This window comes from Sphingomonas sp. R86520, from assembly GCF_042466285.1.
Classification (GTDB): domain Bacteria; phylum Pseudomonadota; class Alphaproteobacteria; order Sphingomonadales; family Sphingomonadaceae; genus Sphingomonas.
Genome location: NZ_JAXHBZ010000001.1, coordinates 301,050 through 315,279, shown reverse-complemented (window position 1 = coordinate 315,279; position 14,230 = coordinate 301,050). Strand labels below are relative to the sequence as shown.

The 14,230-nt window shown below is 65.1% G+C and carries 12 protein-coding genes; 7 read left to right on the top strand and 5 right to left on the bottom strand.

What is annotated here, in order from left to right; translation table 11 throughout:
- Window positions 1-39: 39 nt before the first annotated feature.
- Complete coding sequence (locus SJY41_RS01610) at window positions 40-780, bottom strand: hypothetical protein (RefSeq protein WP_380778484.1); 741 nt, start codon at window positions 778-780, stop codon at window positions 40-42.
- A 77-nt stretch (window positions 781-857) separates the two neighbouring features.
- The gene (locus tag SJY41_RS01605; protein WP_380778482.1) at window positions 858-2,066 is read right to left on the bottom strand and encodes a TIGR04063 family PEP-CTERM/XrtA system glycosyltransferase; all 1,209 of its coding nucleotides are present in this window, start codon (window positions 2,064-2,066) and stop codon (window positions 858-860) included.
- Between the two features lie 85 nt (window positions 2,067-2,151).
- Here SJY41_RS01605 and SJY41_RS01600 point away from each other — a divergent pair, with 85 nt between their 5' ends.
- On the top strand, window positions 2,152-2,307 hold the full coding sequence (locus SJY41_RS01600; RefSeq protein WP_380778481.1) for a hypothetical protein: 156 nt from the start codon (window positions 2,152-2,154) through the stop codon (window positions 2,305-2,307).
- A complete protein-coding gene (locus SJY41_RS01595) occupies window positions 2,300-3,640 on the top strand; it encodes a putative O-glycosylation ligase, exosortase A system-associated (RefSeq protein WP_380778479.1) in 1,341 nt (446 codons plus the stop codon). Before SJY41_RS01600 ends, SJY41_RS01595 begins: the two co-directional genes overlap by 8 nt.
- Before the next feature lie 20 nt (window positions 3,641-3,660).
- On the opposite strand, the gene SJY41_RS01590 is transcribed toward SJY41_RS01595, so the two are convergent.
- Complete coding sequence (locus SJY41_RS01590; protein WP_380778477.1) at window positions 3,661-4,224, bottom strand: type 1 glutamine amidotransferase domain-containing protein; 564 nt, start codon at window positions 4,222-4,224, stop codon at window positions 3,661-3,663.
- Between the two features lie 191 nt (window positions 4,225-4,415).
- On the opposite strand from SJY41_RS01590, the gene SJY41_RS01585 reads away from it, so the two are divergent.
- A complete protein-coding gene (locus SJY41_RS01585) occupies window positions 4,416-5,414 on the top strand; it encodes a DNA topoisomerase IB (RefSeq protein WP_380784034.1) in 999 nt (332 codons plus the stop codon).
- 11 nt (window positions 5,415-5,425) lie between these two features.
- Window positions 5,426-6,616 (top strand): mechanosensitive ion channel family protein, encoded by a 1,191-nt coding sequence (locus SJY41_RS01580; protein ID WP_380778475.1) that lies wholly within the window; start codon window positions 5,426-5,428, stop codon window positions 6,614-6,616.
- A gap of 303 nt (window positions 6,617-6,919) precedes the next feature.
- On the opposite strand, the gene putA is transcribed toward SJY41_RS01580, so the two are convergent.
- Window positions 6,920-9,973, bottom strand: coding sequence for a bifunctional proline dehydrogenase/L-glutamate gamma-semialdehyde dehydrogenase PutA (putA, locus tag SJY41_RS01575; protein WP_380784033.1), 3,054 nt, complete (start codon window positions 9,971-9,973; stop codon window positions 6,920-6,922).
- A 157-nt stretch (window positions 9,974-10,130) separates the two neighbouring features.
- Here putA and SJY41_RS01570 point away from each other — a divergent pair, with 157 nt between their 5' ends.
- From SJY41_RS01570 to SJY41_RS01560, 3 genes are all read left to right on the top strand, one after another.
- Window positions 10,131-10,565 (top strand): MaoC family dehydratase, encoded by a 435-nt coding sequence (locus SJY41_RS01570; protein WP_380784032.1) that lies wholly within the window; start codon window positions 10,131-10,133, stop codon window positions 10,563-10,565.
- 133 nt (window positions 10,566-10,698) lie between these two features.
- Entirely contained in the window at window positions 10,699-11,877 is a 1,179-nt protein-coding gene (locus SJY41_RS01565; protein ID WP_380778473.1) for an acetyl-CoA C-acyltransferase, read from the top strand.
- A 401-nt stretch (window positions 11,878-12,278) separates the two neighbouring features.
- Window positions 12,279-12,761 carry a pyridoxamine 5'-phosphate oxidase family protein gene (locus SJY41_RS01560; protein ID WP_380778471.1) on the top strand — a complete coding sequence of 161 codons (483 nt, stop codon included), beginning with the start codon at window positions 12,279-12,281 and terminating at the stop codon, window positions 12,759-12,761.
- Window positions 12,762-12,941: 180 nt separating this feature from the next.
- On the opposite strand, the gene SJY41_RS01555 is transcribed toward SJY41_RS01560, so the two are convergent.
- Window positions 12,942-14,174, bottom strand: coding sequence for a polyhydroxyalkanoate depolymerase (locus SJY41_RS01555; RefSeq protein WP_380778470.1), 1,233 nt, complete (start codon window positions 14,172-14,174; stop codon window positions 12,942-12,944).
- Between the last annotated feature and the right edge of the window lie 56 nt (window positions 14,175-14,230).

Sequence of the window (14,230 nt, the reverse complement as noted above, 5' to 3'; positions counted from 1 at the left end):
GGGTACGTCGCCGTTACAGGCGCCGGTAAGTCGCGGCGCCTAGTGCGTACCGAGCCTCTTCCGACGCAGCGCACCCTGTTCGAGCCGTCGCAACAGCGCTTCGATCGTCGGGGGCGTGGCAGGCTCGGCCGGTGCCCTGGTCGGCCGCGCGATCGGCGTCGGTGCATTGATGTCGGACGTCTCGTCGGGCGCGGTGTCGACCCGGTGCTCGATCGGCTCGACCAGCGGCGCCGTCACGAACGTCTCGGGTTCCGCGGTCGGCGCAACCTCGATCACCGGCGCGACCATCGTCACTTGCGCCAGCGGCGACACCGGGCGCACCGGGTCCATCGGCACCGGAAGGATTGCGTTGGGATCGAACGCCGCGAGTGGCTGATCGAGATCGGCAGGAATCGTCCGGTCGTCGCGCGTCGTGCCCCCATTGTCGCCAGAGCCGACGCTGCCGCCGACGCCCACCTCCATCATCGGCGTGCCGAGATCGGCCGCCGACATCGGCTTGCGTGGCGGCGCGTCGGGATGCGCGTCGGCGCGGCGGATCACCGGAACCCCGTCCTCGCGCGGCGCGCGCCTCGCCAACGGGCCACCCGGTCCGAACAACAGGAACAACGACGACCACAGCAATGCTCCGACCAGCACGCCGCTACCCAGTGCGAGTAGCGCCCGGGCGGTCATTCCGAGCGGCGGCGCGGCCATTGGAACAAGCGCGGCGATACCGGTCGTCCAGACCAGCCCCTCGAGGACGGAGGTCGATATCAGCAACACGACAGCGGCCGCGGTCAAGCCGCCCGCCACTGCCCCGTAAAGCGGCAGCAAGTGCCCTAATTGTTGCCGGCTGAAACGTTGGGCGAACGCGACCATCAATTTTCCCGTGCTCTGGCCGAGATCAGCCGCTGGTATACCGGCTTATACCGCAGAATGTTTGACGACCAGTTACGCTCATCCTGCACGAACGCGCGCCCGCGTGCACGCCGTTCTTCCCACCCCGAGCGATCCGCAAACATTGCCGCCAGCGCGGTCGCGATCGCCGCGGGATCGTCCGGCGGAAACAGCGTGCCGGTATCCCCGTCGCGGATCAGCTCGCGGTGGCCGCCGACGTCCGACGCCGCAACCAGCCGCCTCTGCGCCATTGCTTCGAGCGGCTTTAGCGGTGTGACCAGATCGGTCAGCCGCATGCGCTTGCGCGGATAGGCGAGTATATCGACAAGTCCGTAATAGCGCTCGACCTGCTGATGCGGCACCCGCCCCACGAAGCGGATCGCGTCCGCGACCCGCGATGCCGCGGCTTGCGCGCGCAACGCCGCCTCCATCGGTCCGCCACCGACCATCAATAGCCGCGCATTGGGACGCGCCGCGACCAGAGCCGGCATCGCCGCGATCAGGTCGTCCAGCCCTTCGTAATCATAGAAACTGCCGATGAAGCCGACGACATCCGCCCCATCCAGCGCCAGTTCCGCGCCCACTGCATCGTCGCGCGGCGGGGCGCTGCCGAACAGGTCGAGGTCGACGCCGTTGGGCGACACCATGATCTTGTCTGCCGCGATGCCGCGCGCGATCAGGTCGCCGCGCAGGCCTTCGCAGATTACCGCCACCGCGTCCGCGCGTCGCACCGCCCACGTCTCCAGCGCGCGCGTTGCACGATAGCGCAGCGACGTGGCGGTCCCGGTCCCGTTGCCGACCGCCGCATCCTCCCAGAACGCACGGATCTCGTACACCAGCGGCAGCTTCCGCTTGCGCGCGACGATCAGCGCGGCGAGCGCGTCGATCACCGGCGAATGCGCGTGCAGGATGTCCGGCTTGAAGGCATCGACCGCCGCCTCGATCCGCTTCGCGAACGCCGCGATTCCGGCGAGCTCGCCGACCGGCCCCGGCTTCACGCGGGCCGCAGTGCGGTGAAACGTCAGCCCGTCGACCGATTCGACCGAAGCCAGCGCGACGCCGTGGCGAGGACCGGTCACCGCTGCGACGGTCCACCCCAACCCCTCCTGCGCCTTCAGGATCGCCCGCGTGCGAAAAGTGTAGCCGCTCTGCAGCGGCAGGCCGTGATCGAGGATATGGAGAATACGCATCGTCGACGGCATCTGCCACAGATCGCTTAACGGCGCGTCAACCGACTATGCCTACAGACCGATCTTCAGAAAGGAGGCCGTACCCATGATCGACAATCTCGCGCTCGGCCTCAGCCACGGGCTGATGATGCTCGCCGCATTCCTGCTGCTCAAGCGTCCCGATCTCGATCGCGAGCCGAGCCCGCGCGATACGCCCGACAAGCCGCTCGCACCCGACAAGAAGCCCCGCAGCGGTGCGTGATCTTTCGTTCATCGCGTTCCTGGTCGCGTTCTTCGCGATCGGCTTTAAGCGCCCGTTCCTGCTCGTGCTCGTCTATGTGTATATCGACATCGTCTCGCCGCAGCGGCTGACCTACTTCCTCCTCAACACCGTGCCGATCTCGTTGATCGCGGTGGCGCTCGCGGTCGGCGGGTGGCTGCTCGCGGATGACAAGCGCGATACGCGGGTCGGCGGACGGCAGGTGCTGATCGTGCTGCTGCTGCTATATTGCTGGGCGACGACTCTGAACGCGGATTTCCCGGTCGAGGCCAAGGAGAAATGGGACTGGGTCTGGAAGACGCTGATCTTCGCCGCGTTCCTGCCGCTGACCCTGCGCACTCGCCTGCGGATCGAATCGCTGCTGCTGTTCATGATCCTGTCCGCGTCGTCGATCATCATCGTCGGCGGCATCAAGACGATCGTCAGCGGCGGCGGCGGCTATGGTCAGTTGAACCTGATGGTCGACAATAATTCAGGCCTCTACGAAGGCAGCACGATCAGCGCGGTCGCGATCGCCATCATCCCGGTGATCTTCTGGTTCATGACCTATGGCACGATCTTCAAGCCCGATTGGCGCGTGAAGGGTTTCTGCCTCGCCCTGGTCTTCGCGTGCCTGCTGATTCCGGTCGGGACGTCGACCCGCACCGGCCTGGTCTGCATCGGCCTGCTCGCACTGCTGTCGGTCCGCGCCGTGAAACGCAAGACGCTGTACCTGGCCACGGTGGCGGCGCTTGGGCTGGCGGCGGTACCGTTCCTGCCGTCGGCCTTCACCGAGCGCATGGACACGATCAAGACGTACGACGCGGATGCGTCCGCCTCGACCCGGCTGGCGGTGTGGCGGTGGACCATCGAATATGCGAAGACGCATCCGTTCGGCGGCGGGTTCGAGGCCTATCGCAGCAATCATATCCGCTATGATCTGAAGGCGACGGAGGGCGCGGCCACGCCGGGCCCGCGGGTCGAGGTCGACAAGGCCCGCGCGTTCCACAGCGCTTATTTCGAGATGCTGGGCGAGCAGGGCTATCTCGGGCTGGCGATCTGGCTCGCGATCAATCTTATCGGTATCTTTCGCATGGAGCTGCTCCGCCGCCGCTATGCCGATCCCGCAGACGAACAGGCGTGGGCCGGGCCGTTGGCCGGCGCACTGCAAAGTGCGCAGATCATCTATCTGCTTGGGGCCGCGTTCGTCGGCATCGCGTTCCAGCCGTTCGTCTACATGCTGATCGGCGCGCAGATCGGCCTCGATACCTATCTCACGCGCAAGCGCGGCGAACAGACGTTCCGCCCGATGCGAAAGTCGCTCTCCCCCCGCTAGCGAGAGGAGAGCTGCAGGCGTCAGTCGACCGGTTCGTCGGCCAGTTCCTCTTCCAGTGCCCGGATGATCGCCTTGTTGAACGCGGGGATGTCATCCGGCTTGCGACTGGTGATCAGGTTGGCGTCGACGACGACTTCCTCATCCACCACGTCCGCGCCCGCATTCTCCAGGTCCGTCCGGATCGAGGGGTAGCTCGTCAGACGACGTCCGTCGATCACGTCGGCCTCGGCCAGCAGCCAGGGCGCATGACAGATTGCCGCGACGATCTTGCCGTCCTCCATGAACTCGGTGATGATCTCGATCGCGCGCTCTTCAAGACGCATCTTGTCGGGGTTCGCGACCCCGCCCGGCAGCACCAGCGCATCGTAATCGTCGGTATCGACCTCATCCAGCGCAAGGTCGGGCGTAATTTGCTCGGCTTTGTTGATGTCCGCCTTCATGCCCTGGATCGGATCGATCTTGATCGACGCGAGCGTCACTTTCGCGCCTGCGGCCTCCAGCGCCTTTTTCGGCTCGAACAGTTCGACGCTCTCGAAACCGTCGGCGGCCAGGATCAATACGCGTGCTTGGGAAAGGTCGGCCATGTGCAGTCTCCATTCAAACCCCGTGCGCCCTCAACACCGGCCGGCCAACGACGTTCCGGAACGATGCGTCTTCCCGAACATTTCGAAAGACAGCCAGCACGCAACGGCTCGACGACGCTCTGAGGATTGCCGCATTGCCCACCAAGATCGTGTATTCCGACGACTCCAAGCCCGGCATCACCCGCAAGAAGATGCGGAACGGCTGGGGCTATTGGAATGCCAAGGGTGAGCGCATTACCGATCGCGACGAGATCGACCGCCTGAACGCGATCGGCCTGCCCCCCGCCTACGCCGACGCCTGGTTCTGTCCCAAGCCCAACGGCCACATCCAGGCGGTCGGCTGGGACGAGAAGGGCCGCAAGCAATACCGGTATCACCCCGATTTCCGGGAGGCGCAGGAAACCGCAAAATACGAACGCTGCGCCGATTTCGGCCGCGCGCTTCCCAAGCTGCGCAAGGCGGTCGAGGCCGATCTCCGCAAGCGGTCGCTCAGCCGCGAACGTGCGGTCGCCGCCGTCATTCGGCTGCTCGACGGCGGCCATATCCGCATCGGCAACGAAGCCTATGCCGAGGCGAACGAGAGCTTCGGCGCGACGACGCTGCGCAAGCGGCACGGCGAAGTGAAGGGATCGACCCTGAAGCTTCAGTACAAGGGCAAGTCCGGCAAGATGCGGACGCTCAAGATCACCGATCGCTCGCTCAGCAGTTTCGTCAAGAAATGCCAGGACCTCGACGAACAGCATCTGTTCGCCTGGGTCGACGACGCAGGCGAGGCGCACCCGGTCACCTCGACCGACGTCAATTGCTACATTCGCGAGGCCACCGGCACCGATTTCACCGCCAAGAACTTCCGGACCTGGGTGGCGAGCGTCGCCGCGTTCGAGGCGCTCGCGTCCGCCGAACGTGACCTGAGCCTCAAGACGATGCTCGAACCCGTCGTGGCGCGACTTGGCAACACCGCGGCGATTGCGCGGAAGAGTTATGTTCACCCGTCGCTCATCGCGCTGGTGAAAGAGGGACAGGCGGCATTCCGCAGGGCAGTCCGCCTTCCGCGTGCCAAGCGCTATCTCAGCCGGGAGGAATGCGGCCTGATCACGTTTCTCGACGCCGGCACGCCAGCCGTCGCAACCATCTCCGCCACGGCCTCATCTGCTGCCGCCGCCTCCGCCAAGATCGCCGAAGCGGCCTGACGAGTATTTCCATGCCCAATTCCACCGCGTCCAACACCACTGTTGCCTCCAAACACCCGGTCTTCAATGCGAGCGACGTGGGCGATCAGGCACACGGCTTCGTCACCGCCAGCTTCGCCTGGATTCAGGCATATTGGCTGCAAATCCTGATCGCATTCGGGATCGGCGCGGTGATCGTCGTCGTCCTCCACACCGCGCGTCGTTTCGGCAGCAAATTGTGCGAACGCCCGCATACGCTCAACGGCTGGGGGATCGTCGTGGGGAAGGCGATCGCGCGCACCGGCAACTTCTTCATCGTGATGCTCGCCGCCAAGCTGGTCGCGGGTTATTCCGCCGCGCCCGGCGAAGTCGCGACGACGATCAACTTCCTCTTCACCGTCGCCGCTGTGCTGCAGGCGGCTGTGTGGGTGCGCGAGATCATCCTCGGCGCGATCGAACACCGCACCAAGTCCGAACATTATTCGGGTGAAGCGCTGCTTTCGGCGATGGGGCTGATCCGCCTGCTCGTCACCTTCGTGGTGTTCGCGGTGGCGATCGTCGTCGTGCTCGACAATCTCGGCGTCAACGTCACCGGCCTCGTCGCCGGTCTGGGCGTCGGCGGCATCGCGATCGGTCTGGCGGCGCAAGGCATCTTCGCCGATCTGTTCGCCGCGCTCGCGATCATCTTCGACCGCCCGTTCCGCCGCGGCGACTCGATCAATTACAATTCGGCCTCGGGCAGCGTCGAGGCGATCGGCCTCAAATCCACGCGCATCCGCGGTGTCGACGGCGAAGAACGCGTCATCTCGAACAAGAACCTCCTCAACAAGGAGATTCTCAACAACACGCAGCGCAACCACCGCCGCGCGAAGTTCGTCATCGGTGTCACCTACTCGACGCCCCCGGAAGTCTGCTCGCAGATCCCGGGGATGCTGAAGGCGATCGTCGAAGCGAACGACAAGATCTTCATCCGCGCCGGCTTCACCGGCTTCGGCGCATCGAGCCTGGATTTCGAGGTGCAGTTCGATAGCGACGGCCCAGACTACGCGACCTTCTACAACGGCCGCACGGCCGTGGGCATCGCGATCCTGAAGCGTTTCAACGACGAGAAGATCGAGATCGCCTTCCCGACACAGGTGAACATGATGGCCGCGCCGGATGGTTCGGTGGTGATGCCGTATCCCGAGGGGCGCCGGTCGGAGGCGCAGGCAACGCCCGCCTAAGCCGCGTTACCTCTGCTAATTTGTTCTCCCGCGAAGGCGGGAGCCCAGTCTGGGTCCCCGCCTTCGTGGGGAAACAATGCTTGCTAGGGTAACGCGAAGCCACAACTGCCAGACAAACCCCGGCATGACGTGTCCACCGCCCTCCCAGCCACCACCCCGGCGGAGGCCGGGGCCCAGTTGGTGAGGTCGAAGTAACGAAGCGCAACACCCGTCAGCAACGTCCCCCACCTGGACCCCGGCCTCCGCCGGGGAGGTGCTCGATCGGTACGTTAGCTGACACGCTTCGGTGTCCCGCCGGCTCGCTTAAATTCCACCCTCATCCAACGACAGCAACGTCGCGTTCCCGCCCGCACTCGTCGTATCCACCGAAACCGCCCGCTCCGCACAGAACCGGTACAGATACCGCGGCCCGCCGGCCTTCGGCCCAGTTCCCGAAAGACCCTCGCCGCCAAAAGGCTGCGACCCCACGACCGCACCGATCATCGACCGGTTGATATACAGATTCCCCACCGCAGCCTCCGCCTCGATCACGTCGGCCGCGCGCGCGATGCGGCTGTGTAGCCCCATCGTCAGGCCGTAGCCCTTGGCGTTGACCCGAGCGATCGTCTCGCTCAGCTTCCCCGCTTCCCACGTCGCGACATGCAGGATCGGCCCGAACCATTCCTGGCTGAGGTCTTCGATTGCGCCGATCCGCACCAAAGTCGGCGGCACGAACAACCCGTCCGCGGGCGCATCGAGCGTCTTGACGGTCTTCGCCTTCACGCTCTCGCGATACGCCATCAGCCGGTCATACGCAGCCTGGTCGATCACCGGCCCGACGTCGGTCGCGGGATCGCCCGGCCGCCCGATCCGCAACGTCTCCATCGCCCCCGACAGCATCTCGATCACGCCGTCCGCGATATCCTCCTGCACCAGCAGCAAGCGCAACGCCGAGCAACGCTGTCCCGCAGACCGGAACGACGACGCGATCACGTCCGCCACTACCTGCTCGGGCAACGCGGTGGAATCGACGATCATCGCGTTGATCCCGCCGGTCTCAGCGATCAGCGGCACGATCGGCCGCGTCTCGTCGTCGAGCAGCGACCGCGCGATCTTCCGCGACGTCGCGGTCGACCCGGTGAACGCGACCCCCTGGATACGCACGTCCGCCGTCAGCGCCGCACCAACCTCCGGCCCACCGGTCACGAGCACCAGCGCATCGACCGGCACGCCGGCCTCGTGCGTCAGTTCCACCGCACGCGCCGCGATCCGCGGGGTCTGCGGTGCAGGCTTGGCGACGACGGTGTTGCCGGTAACCAGCGCCGCCACCGTCTGCCCGAGGAAGATCGCCAGCGGGAAGTTCCACGGCGCGATCGTCGCCCAGACACCGCGACCCTCGATATGCAGCGTGTTGCGCTCGCCCGTCGGCCCCGGCAGCTCGATCGGATGCAGGTTCAGCCGCGCCTGCTGCGCGTAATACCGACAGAAGTCCGCCGCCTCACGCACTTCGCCGATCGCATCGGCGATCGTCTTGAACGCCTCCTGCACACAGATCGCCATGAGTTCGTCGCGGTGCTTCTCGAGCAGGTCGGCGAGCCGTTCTAGGCAAGCGGCACGTTCGTCGACCGGGGTGGTCGACCAACCCGGAAACGCCGCATGCGCACGCGTGATGGCAGCCACGACAGCATCCCCCTCCCGCAAGCGGGAGGGGCTAGGGGTGGGCACGCGCTCACCACTGGCCGCAACGCTTGCGGCTGCGGCTGCCCGCTCATCACCAGCCGTAGCCGACGACGATAGCGCGAGCCCACCCCCGGCCCCTCCCGCTTGCGGGAGGGGGGCATTAACCGCGGCAACCGTCGCCTTTAACGTCCCCACATCGCTTAGATCCAACCCGGCGGAATTCCGGTGTCCGCCAGCCCCGAACAGATCCACTGGCAATGGAATGCTGGGATGCCGCTTCCCCCCGACCGCAGCGATCTTCGCCACGGGATCCGCCAGGATCTCCGCCTCGGTCAGCCGCTCATCCGCTAACTGGTGCACGAAACTGGAATTCGCCCCATTTTCCAGCAACCGCCGAACCAGATACGCCAGCAGATCGCGGTGCCCGCCAACCGGCGCATAGACCCGGCAATGATAGCCGTTCTCCTGCACCAGCCGCTCATACAGCCCATCGCCCATCCCGTGCAGCCGCTGGAACTCGAAGTCGCGCGAGTTGCCAGCCCATTCCATGATCGTCGCGACCGTCAGCGCGTTGTGGCTCGCAAACGCCGGCCGGATATTTTCCGCCGCCAGCATTTCCTTCGCCACGGCCAGATACGACACGTCGGTCGCCGCCTTGCGCGTAAACAGCGGATAGTCCGCCAGCCCCTCGACCTGCGTCCGCTTGATCTCGCTATCCCAGTACGCGCCCTTTACCAGCCGCACGTTCATCACGCGGTCCAGCCCGTTCGCCCATTCGATCACCGGCCGCGCGCGCTTGCCATACGCCTGCACCGCCATGCCGAACCCGTCCCAGCCCTTCAGCGACGGCAGTCCGGCGACCGCGCCGATGATGTCGAGGCTCATCTCTAGCCGCTCGGATTCCTCCGCGTCGACGGTCAGCGCGATGCCCTTCGACGCCGCCTGTACCGCCAGCGCCTCCAGCATCTCGGTCAGCGCGGGCACGCACTCGCTCCACCGCGCCACCTCGTACCGCGGATGCAGCGCCGACAGCTTGACCGAGATCGAGTGTCCCGCCGCCGGATCGCGCCCGACCGCATCGACAGCACCGACATACGCCTGGAAGTAACGCTGCGCGTCGGCATGCGTCCGCGCCGCCTCGCCGAGCATGTCGAAGCTCGCCGTGAAGCCCTTGTTCTCCGGCCGGCGCATCCGCTTCACCGCCTCGTCGATGGTGCGACCCATCACGAAGATTTCGCCCATCATCTTCATCGCCGCGCCGACCGCCTGCCGCACGAACGGCTCGCCCGCGCGGCTGATCAGGCGGCGCAGCGGCCCGGTCGATCCCTCGCCGACCAGCACGCGGCCGACTACCAGCCCCCAGGTCGCCGAATTGACCAGCTTCGAATTCGACTTGCCGGCATGCGCACGCCAGTCGGCATCGCCCAATTTGTCCGCGATCAGCAGATCGGCCGTCTCCGGATCCGGCACGCGCAGGAACGCTTCCGCTAGCGACAGCAACGCAACGCCTTCCGACGAATTCAGTCGATATTCCTGGAGGAACTGGTTCACCCAGCCCTTGCTCTGCGCCGCCCGCAGGTCCGCGAGCAGGCCCAGCGCATGCCCCATCACGCGCTCGCGCGAATCCGAATCGAGCGCTGCGTGGTCCAGCAACGGTTTTAGAACATCGGGTTCGCTCGCGCGGTACAGCTTGGCCATGATATCACGGGCATTGGACGTTACGGCAGTCGACATTTTCCAGCTTCCGGTTGGGTGAGGCTTGCGATCCGCTCGCCTGTACGCCTAGAGACATTTCAGCGCTTAGCGCCAAACGAGCTTTGAGGGGAATGCCGTGGCGACGATCACGACCGCGCAGATGCAACAGCGCATCGGCACCGAGACGGTTTCCGACTGGGTCGAGGTGACGCAAGCCATGATCGACACATTCGCCGACGCGACCGGCGATCACCAGTTCATCCACCTCGATCCGGTCCGTGCGGCGCAGACCCCGTTCGGCGGCACGATCGCGCACGGCTTCCTGACGCTGTCGCTCATGCCGTTATTGTCGTCGAAAGTGCCCGACGCCCCGCAGATCGAGGGCGCGAAGATGGGCGTCAATTACGGCGGCAACTCGGTCCGCTTCCTGACGCCGGTCCGGTCGGGCTCGAAGGTACGCGGCCGCTTCAAGCTGCTCTCGTTCGACGAGAAGCGTCCCGGCCAGTGGCAGCAGACCAATACGTTCTCGGTCGAGATCGAAGGTCAGGAAAAGCCCGCCCTGATCGCCGAGTGGATCAGCCAAGTCTTCGTTTGAAACTAACTCCCCTCCCGCTTGCGGGAGGGGTCAGGGGAGGGTCCGAGATAGCCGCGATTGGTCCGGCTTCTTTGGCCACCCCCTCCCCCAACCCCTCCCGCAAGCGGGAAGGGAGCAGATAAGGATATAACCCATGCGTTCAGCCGTTATCGTCTCCACCGCCCGCACCCCGATCGGCCGCGCCTATCGCGGTGGCTTCAACAACACCCCGGCGCCCACCCTTGCTTCGCATTCGATCAAGGCCGCGGTCGAGCGGGCCGGCATCGACGGGGCCGAAGTCGACGACGTCGTCTTCGGCTGTGCACTCCAGCAGGGTCACCAAGCCGGCAACATCGCGCGCACGTCGCTGCTGCGCGCCGGGCTTCCCGTCACCGTCTCGGGCATGTCGGTCGACCGTCAGTGCGCGTCCGGCCTCATGGCGATCGCCACCGCCGCCAAGCAGATCATCACCGACAACATGGACATCACGATCGGCGGCGGCGTCGAGAGCATCAGCCTCGTCCAGACTCCGCAGATGCGCGTCGCGCCAGATCCCCAGCTGATCGCGATGCACAAGGACGTCTACATGCCAATGCTGCAGACGGCGGAAGTCGTCGCCAAGCGCTACGGCATCAGCCGCGACGCGATGGACGCCTACGCGCTCCAGTCGCAGCAGCGCACCGCTGCCGCGCAGGCCGCCGGCTATTTCGATGCGGAGATCGTGGCGGTCGAGGCCAACATGGCCATCGTCGACAAGGAGACCAAGGAAGTCACGTACAAGGACGTGACGATCACCAAGGACGAGGGCAACCGCGCCGACACCACGCTGGAGGGGCTCCAGTCGCTGAAGCCGGTGATGGGCCCAGACTTCACGATCACCGCGGGCAACGCGTCGCAGCTCTCCGACGGGTCGTCGTCGTCGGTGCTGATGGAAGAGAAGATCGCCTCGCAGCGCGGTCTCCAGCCGCTCGGTCGCTATATTGGCATGGCGGTCGGCGGCACCGAGCCCGACGAGATGGGCATCGGCCCGGTCGTGGCGATCCCCAAGCTGCTCAAGCGTTTCGGCCTGAAGATGGACGATATCGGCCTGTGGGAGCTGAACGAGGCATTCGCGGTGCAGGTCCTGTACTGCCGCGACCATCTCGGCATCCCCGACGAGCTGCTCAACGTCAGCGGCGGCGCAATCTCGATCGGCCACCCCTACGGCATGACCGGCGCCCGCGCGACCGGCCACGCGTTGATCGAAGGCAAGCGTCGCGGCGCGAAGTATGTTGTCGTCACGATGTGCGTCGGCGGCGGCATGGGCGCAGCCGGGTTGTTCGAAGTGCTGTGAACTTGAAATCCACGCCGGTGTAGCGCATGTACTATACCGGCGTTGCATACACCGCCTTTCTTGTCTGGGCCTCGGTCGTGCTAGCGGCCGGGGCTCAATACGTTTGGGACTCGATTGCTAGATCGAGCCCCTCCCGTGCACCTAGCCTTTGCGTGACACTTCGATGATCTTCACGACTAATGTCGCGAAGGCGAAGAGCATGCCGAGGATGAGGCACAGATCGGCAAGTTGCATACACCTTACCTTTCTTGGTTTGGCAGCAGAACTGCTGCCGCCGCCACCATGACGCGTCGCATGCGCAATCACCAAGCAGCATCGCGTGCGCCGATCGGCCGCCCGCGCGCAACCAACCTCCGTCCCGCCCGTTCTCAATGGCAATCCAAGCCAATAGGAGAATGACGATGGCCGACCAGGATACCCCGCAGGAAGTCGCGGCGAAGTTCATCGAGGAGCTGAAGGCGAGCCCGTTCGTGATGATCGGCCTCAACGATGGCCAGCATTCCGAGCCGATGACCGCGCAGATCGACGACGATCAGCCCAACACGCTGTTCTTCTTTGCCGGCCGCGACAACCGTATCGCCAAGGGCGGCGCGGCAATGGCGCAGTTCGTCGGCAAGGGCCATGACTTCTTCGCGTGCATGGCAGGCGACGTCTCGACGTCGAACGACCGCGCCGAGATCGACAAGCTCTGGAACAAGCAGGTCGAGGCCTGGTTCCCGGGCGGCAAGGAAGACCCGAACCTGACGCTGTTGCGCTTCGACATCGATAGCGCGGAGCTTTGGGAGACGGACATCTCGTTGGGCGGCCGCCTCAAGATGCTGTTCGGCGGCACGATCCGTTCGGATGAGTCGAGCAGCCACGCGGTCGTTGACTCGGTCGCGTAACAACAAACCATAAACCGCCCCCGCTTAACTAACCCCCTCCCCGTCATCCCAGCGAAAGCTGGGATCTCCCTGTTCGAGCCATAGCTTCAGCCACCGGGAGACCCCAGCTTTCGCTGGGGTGACGTAGTATAGGGGGGCGGCGGGTTAGTGGGGCGGCGGCATGGCGTTGGAGGACAACGGTCACCCGTTCGCGGTGATGAACGCCTCGACTACCGGCGCGATCTTCTCCCGCCAGCGCGAGCCGTTGAAGATGCCGTAATGCCCCGCGCCTTCTGCGATCAGGTACCGCTTCTTCTCGTCCGGCAGCGCAGTCGCCAGCGTCAATGCTGCCTTGGTCTGCCCCAACCCGGAGATATCGTCCTTCTCACCTTCGATCGCCAGCAGGCCGATGTCGGTGATCGCCGCCGGATCGACCAGCCGCCCGCGGTGCGTCATGATCCCGCGCGGCAACGCGTGGCTCTGGAATACCACGTCGATCGTCTGCAGATAAAATTCAGCGGTCATGTCGCACACCGAGCGATATTCCTCGTAGAACGACTGGCTCTGCGCCGCGCTCTCACCGTCGCCCTGGACGAGATGCTTATACATCTCCCAATGCGAGACCATGTGGTTGCCCAGATTCATCGACATGAACCCGGCTAGCTGCAGAAAGCCGGGATACACTTTCCGCCCCGCGCCGGGATAATTACCCGGTACCGTCGCGATGACGTTCTGCTCGAACCATGCATGCGGTCGCTCAGTCGCCAGCGTGTTGACCGCGGTCGGTGCCTCGCGCGTGTCGACCGGGCCGCCCATCATCGTCAGTGTCTTCGGCCGACACGGGTTCTTGTCCGCGCTCATCAGCGCAGCCGCCGCGTAACATGGCACCGATGGCTGGCAGACCGCCAGCATGTGCGTACCGCCCTCGCCGTCGTTGGCGCCGATCGTCTCAAGATACGCGATCAGATAGTCGATGTAATCGTCGAGATCGAACCGCCCTGCCGACAGCGGCACGCTCCGCGCGTCACGCCAGTCGGTGATGTACACGTCGGCGAACGGCAGCATCCGCTCGACGGTACCACGCAGCAGCGTCGCGTAGTGTCCCGACATCGGCGCCACGATCAACAGCTTTGGTCCGCCCTCGACACCGTCGCGCACGAACCGCTTCAACTGGCCGAAGTCCTTCCGCAGCACGATCTCCTCGCGCACCGCGACCTCGCGACCATCGATCGTCGTGTGATCGAACCCGAAGGCGGGCTTTCCCCGAGTCGCATTCGCGTGTGCGAACACTTCGAGCGCCGATCCGACCACCGCACCGCCACCCAAATAGGCGAACGGGTTTGCCGGATTATTGAGCATTTCCGCGCCGAAACTCGCCAACTTGCTGGCACCGGCCATCATCGTCCGCTGGAATTCATAAGCATCGTAGAGCATTCGGTATCCTCTCGCCTCATCGGGCTTGGGAAGGTGGTAACGCAATTTCGCTGCAG

Excerpts from the sequence above, each read along its gene's own strand:
- SJY41_RS01565 (WP_380778473.1), top strand. The coding sequence starts at position 10,699 with ATGCGTTCAGCCGTTATCGTCTCCACCGCCCGCACCCCGATCGGCCGC.
- SJY41_RS01580 (WP_380778475.1), top strand. The coding sequence starts at position 5,426 with ATGCCCAATTCCACCGCGTCCAACACCACTGTTGCCTCCAAACACCCG.
- putA (WP_380784033.1), bottom strand. The coding sequence starts at position 9,973 with ATGGCCAAGCTGTACCGCGCGAGCGAACCCGATGTTCTAAAACCGTTG.
- SJY41_RS01590 (WP_380778477.1), bottom strand. The coding sequence starts at position 4,224 with ATGGCCGACCTTTCCCAAGCACGCGTATTGATCCTGGCCGCCGACGGT.
- SJY41_RS01570 (WP_380784032.1), top strand. The coding sequence starts at position 10,131 with ATGCAACAGCGCATCGGCACCGAGACGGTTTCCGACTGGGTCGAGGTG.
- SJY41_RS01585 (WP_380784034.1), top strand. The coding sequence starts at position 4,416 with ATGCGGAACGGCTGGGGCTATTGGAATGCCAAGGGTGAGCGCATTACC.
- SJY41_RS01555 (WP_380778470.1), bottom strand. The coding sequence starts at position 14,174 with ATGCTCTACGATGCTTATGAATTCCAGCGGACGATGATGGCCGGTGCC.
- SJY41_RS01600 (WP_380778481.1), top strand. The coding sequence starts at position 2,152 with ATGATCGACAATCTCGCGCTCGGCCTCAGCCACGGGCTGATGATGCTC.
- SJY41_RS01605 (WP_380778482.1), bottom strand. The coding sequence starts at position 2,066 with ATGCGTATTCTCCATATCCTCGATCACGGCCTGCCGCTGCAGAGCGGC.
- SJY41_RS01560 (WP_380778471.1), top strand. The coding sequence starts at position 12,279 with ATGGCCGACCAGGATACCCCGCAGGAAGTCGCGGCGAAGTTCATCGAG.